A 5,554-nucleotide genomic window follows, 5' to 3' on the forward strand; every position below is an offset into this window, starting at 1 on the left:
ATTCATATTTGTACCATTAATTTCACCATTTTTTAAATTATAGTTTTATATTCTGTTTTTTAATAATGAATTTTTATTATACTAATATAAGTGTTTTTAATAGGAAATAAATTGTTATTATGAGTATTAAATTTTCGCTTAATAATATATGAAATTACATATTATATTAATAATTATAAAAATATGACAAATTAAACTTAATTTTACATTAAAATGTTTACATAATTAAGAAAGTTTGATATCATATATATTGTAAATTTATTACAAAAAAGGATTTGGATAGATAGTGTAATTTAATTAATTAAACAATGGGGGGAGTTAAAATGGCACGCAAAGTAAAATCATTTAAAGTATTAAAAGGTGCAATTGCAACTACATGTGTTGTTGCAGTAACAATGTCATCTACAGTAAATTCTTTAGCTCAAGTAAATTCTACAGTAAATAAAAATGATTCAGAAAATAAAGCTAAAACGGTAAAAAATTCTGAATTGAATATTTACCCAGTTCCACAAACTTTAGATTATATTTCAGATTTAGGTATAGTTTTAAATGGAGAAGTAAATGTTGTTGTTCATGGAGATCAAGAGGATGCTACAATTACTAAACTTCAAGAAATTTTAAATGAAAACAGTATTCCATTTACTATATCACAAGAGATTGTTGAAGATAAAGCTAATTTAATCATAACATCTAACAAGGAACATTGTAATGATTGTACTAAAGCATCTATTGAAGAGATTGATGCTTTAAATAAAAAAGAAGGATATCTTTTAGAAATAACAGATGATAATAATGAAAATGGTAATATCTCTATAGTAGGAGCTGATAAAGATGGTGCTTATTATGGAGTTTTAACTTTAGGTCAAATACTTGAACAAGCTGCAGAGGGTAAAAAAATTGCTGAGGTTGTTGTTACAGATTATCCTGAAATAGAGTTTAGAGGATTTATTGAAGGATTTTATGGTTATCCATGGAGTCATGAAGATAGAAAGAGTCTTATGAAGGATACTAGTGAGTTTAAAATGAATACGTATATTTATGCTCCTAAGGATGATCCATATCATAGAAAAGATTGGAAAGAGTTATATCCTGAAAAGGAAGCAACTCAAATTGCTGAACTTGCACAAACTGGTAAGGAAAATAATTTTAATTTCTGCTGGACAATACATCCTGGTGCTACTCTTCAATTTACAGAAGCCGATTTTGATGCTGTTATTAATAAATTTGAGCAGTTATATGATTTAGGAGTTCGTCAATTTGGAGTATTATTTGATGATACAGATGACTGGGTTAATGGAAAAAAACAAGCTGAATGGATTAATAGAATAGATAGAGAGTTTGTTAAAGCTAAAGGTGATGTAGCTCCAATGATAGTTATTTCTGCTAGATATAATTCAGCTTGGGGACCAAATATGGAAAGATATTTCAAACCATTTATGCAAACTTTAAATGAAGATATTCAAGTTATGTGGACTGGACATGCTACTATGTCTAATGTTTCAAAAGAAGTTTTTGAATGGCCAAAGCAACAAACAGGTGTAGATAAGGATGTAGCAGTTTGGTGGAATTATCCAGTTAATGATTATTGTGATAGTAGAATATTAATGGCTCCTTTACACAACTTAAATCCAGATTTAGATAATGTAAGTGGATTTTTCTCAAATCCAATGAATCAAGCAGAGGCTTCAAAGGTTGCATTATACAGTATAGCTGATTATACATGGAACACAGATTCATTTAATTATATGGAAAGTTGGGAAACTTCTATTGAAAAGTTTGTTCCACAAGTAAAAGAAGAATTTATGAGATTTGTAGCGAATACTTGTTATTTAAAAGATGATGGTGGTGCAAGTGGTCCTTTTGAATATGATGAATCATGGTATTTAACAGATAAAATAGAAGCTTTTAAAAATGCTAGAGTGGCAAATGAACCATTAACACCAGCAGCTACTGAGTTATTAAAAGAATTTGAAATAATGCTTTCAGATTATCATGCAATAACTACTAAAGTTACTAATGAAAATTTACTTAAAGAGTTAGAATTATTCTTAGGTTCATATAAAGCCCTTGCTGAAGCAGGAATTGCTTCAATGAAAGGTGTAATTGCTGCTGAAGAAGGAAATATAGTAAATTGGATGAATGAAAATTCAATGGCTAAAGAAAATATTGAATTAATGGATACATTTAAAATTGCAAGACCAGAAGATGAAGGTGGACAAACTGTTATTAAAGAATACATTGTTTCAGTTGGTTCAAAAAGAATTAAACCAATGGTCAATGAAGCTATAGGAGCAGCAGAAGATATAATATCAAAAACTTTAGCAGGTGATATAAAAGCTGAACTTTTAAGTAATATTAAAAATGTTCCAGAAGCAGATATAATAGTTGAAGAAGGTAAATATTCAATTAAAAATCTTACTAATTTAACTTTTAATAAAGGAGAATATTTAGGTATAGCCCTTCCAAAAGCAATGAATGTAGGAGGAGTTGAACTAAAAGCTAATTCATATGAAGGATTAGAAGTTCAATATTCTTTGAATGGACTTGAATGGAACACTGTTGAAAGTAGTATAGAAGAGGGAATATTAAAGGTTACTAAACCTTCAGCAGCTACATTTGTTAGAATTTTAAATACTTCTAATAATTCAAAAACTATTGATATAGAAGAATTTAAAGTATTACCGGTTTATAAAGCAGAGCCAACAATAAAAGAAAATATAGGAGCTTATCAGGATTATACTATAGATAAAGCTTTAGACGGAGATTTAGATACTAAATATTGGTCTGATAAACCTTCTGATGCTGGACATTATATTGAAGTTGATCTTGGAAATACAATTCCTTTATTTGATTTAAAAGCTTATTTTGGTGCAAATGATTTTATGAGACATTCAGAGTTTGCAATTTCTGAAGATGGTGTTAATTGGACTTCATTAGGGGAGTTAAAGTATACTTCTCAGGATGGAAAGCTAGTTGCAATAGATAATGCTAATGGACAAATGGCAAGATATATTAGAATACAATCTAATGGTCACAATTATGGATGTTGGGTTCAGTTATATGAAATTGAATTTAATAAAACAGTTGATAATAGTGGGGATGGTATTGTAGACTTAGTTACAGGTACTCCAGAGGGTAATACAAAAGCTTTATATGATGGTAATTTATCAACAGCATATAATCCAGAATCAGTTTCACAAGGAGATGAATTAATTTATCAAATGACTAGGGTGACAAAAGTAGGAAAATTAACTTTCTTACAAGATGCTAATAATATATCTGATGCTACAATAAGTGTTAAAGATACACAAGGAAATTGGACTGAAATTGGAAAACTTGATGAACAATTTAAAGAGTTAGCAGTTGGGAAAAAAATAGTTGAAGTAAAAATTGCATTTGATGAAACAAAACCAACTCCAAAAATATATGAAATTATTACAACAGAAGATAAATCAATACCAGATGAAATAAATGGAAGAGTTGAAAAAGTTAGTAGCTTTAAAGCTGAAGAAAAAACAAATAATTCTGTTAAATTAGTATGGGAAGCTGCAAAGGGTGGAATACCAGCATCAGAATATGTAATTTATAAAGATGGAGTAGAAGTTAGTACAGTTAATGCTAGTGAAATATTAGAATATACTGCTACTCAATTAGATTCTAATAAACTTTATAACTTTAAAATAGTTGCAAAGTCAGCTGATGGTAAGGTTGGAAGACCAGTTGCTATAAATGTAAGAACAACTAAATAAAAGAATGAATTATTTGTATTATTAATAATACTAAATAGTTTTTTAGAAGAGTATCAATTTCAACAAATGATACTCTTCTTTTTGTATTAAATAATTAACTTTATAGACATAAATTTTATTATATGATACTCTAATTCAGTACTATTAAGAAATAGTACTGAATTAAAATTACTAAAGTAATTTTAGTGATTTTAGTAATTTAACAACTAAATATACAAAAGGAGTTATATAAAAATATGAAATTAAAGAAAAAGTTAGGAGTAATCTTGGTTTCTATGTTTATACTTACTGGATGTACAAGCAAATCTAAAAATACATTAGATAATTTAGATAGTATAGAAACAAAAATTATAACTACAGATGAACTAAAGAGAAATTTAGGTAAAAGTAATTGGTTAATTGTTGATACTAGAAGTAATGATGAATTTAATGGATGGTCAAAGAATGAAAATACAGGAGGACATATAGAGGGAGCTACAGATTTTTCAGTTAATTGGTTAATAGCTAAAGGAGATAATAAAGAAGAAAGATTAGAAAAAGCTCTTAAAGAAAAAGGATTAGAAAAAAATAAAAATATAATTTTATATGATACTGATTTAAATAACACAAAGAAGGTAGCTGCTTATTTGGATAAAAAAGGATATAAAAATTTATATAGTTATAATTTAAATGAAGCATTAAAGGATAAGTCTATTTCCATGAAAAGTTATAAAAACTATGAAAAAATAGTTCCAGCTTGGTGGATAAATGAGGTTATAACTGGTAAGAAGCCAAAAACTTATAATAATGATAAATATAAAGTTATAGAGGTAAGTTGGGGAGAGGATTCACCAGAATATAATAAAGGACATATTCCAGGAGCTATACATATGAATACTGATGATTTTGAATTTCCACCTATATGGAATAGAAAATCTGATGAAGATTTAGAAAAAATGGCAAAAGATTATGGTATAACTGTGGATACTACAATTATATTATATGGACAAAATCCAATGCCATCCTATAGAGCAGCAACTATATTAAAATATATGGGAGTAAAAGATATAAGAGTTCTTAATGGAGGATATAATTCTTGGATTAATGAAGGATATGAGGTAGAAACTAATAAAAATGATAAAGTTCCAGTAGAATCTTTTGGTGCAAAAGTTCCTGTTAATAAAGACTTTATTATAGATATAGATGAAGCTAAGAAAATTTTAAATGATGAAAAAAATAGTTCTTTAGTAGATATAAGAACATGGGATGAATACATAGGAAAGACACCAGGATATAAAGATATAGATATAGCAGGAAGACCTCCAAAATCTTTGTGGGGAAAAGCAGGCACAAACATTCAAAATCTTGATAATTATAGAAATGTAGATAATACTATGAAAAATGCAAAAGATATAATAAACATGTGGAAAGAACAGGGAATATTACCTGAGAAGAGGTTAGCTTTTTATTGTGGAACAGGATGGAGAGCAGCTGAAGTAGTATGGTTTGCAGAAACTATGGGTATAAAGAATGTTTCATTATATGATGGAGGATGGTATGAATGGATAAATGATCCTAAGAACCCCATAGAAGTAGGTGCACCAATATAATGAGAGTTTTAAAAAAAAACTTAAATATTATTATAAATTTAATAATTATATTATTTCTAATAATGCCTATATTATTAGAATATTTATGTAAAACTAAAATGGGAGTTTATAGATATATTATAGGAAAAAGTATTAAATTTGAAAAATTAATATATCCTGAATTTATTTTATTGCTCAAAATTATTTTTATAATAGCTATTATATCTTCTATAGTGG

The 5,554-nt window shown here is 27.6% G+C and carries 3 protein-coding genes; all 3 read left to right on the forward strand.

From position 1 onward, the window contains the following. Positions 1 to 323: 323 nt before the first annotated feature. Positions 324 to 3,749, forward strand: coding sequence for a beta-N-acetylglucosaminidase domain-containing protein (locus GBZ86_RS12015; protein WP_152890983.1), 3,426 nt, complete (start codon positions 324 to 326; stop codon positions 3,747 to 3,749). A 236-nt stretch (positions 3,750 to 3,985) separates the two neighbouring features. Continuing rightward, positions 3,986 to 5,338, forward strand: coding sequence for a sulfurtransferase (locus GBZ86_RS12020; protein WP_152890984.1), 1,353 nt, complete (start codon positions 3,986 to 3,988; stop codon positions 5,336 to 5,338). Next, positions 5,338 to 5,554, forward strand: a 217-nt coding sequence (locus GBZ86_RS18040; protein ID WP_207707448.1) for a hypothetical protein, incomplete at its 3' end; no start/stop codon positions are given. The genes GBZ86_RS12020 and GBZ86_RS18040, both read left to right, overlap by 1 nt.

Source organism: Clostridium tarantellae (assembly GCF_009295725.1).
Taxonomy (GTDB): Bacteria; Bacillota; Clostridia; order Clostridiales; family Clostridiaceae; genus Sarcina; species Sarcina tarantellae.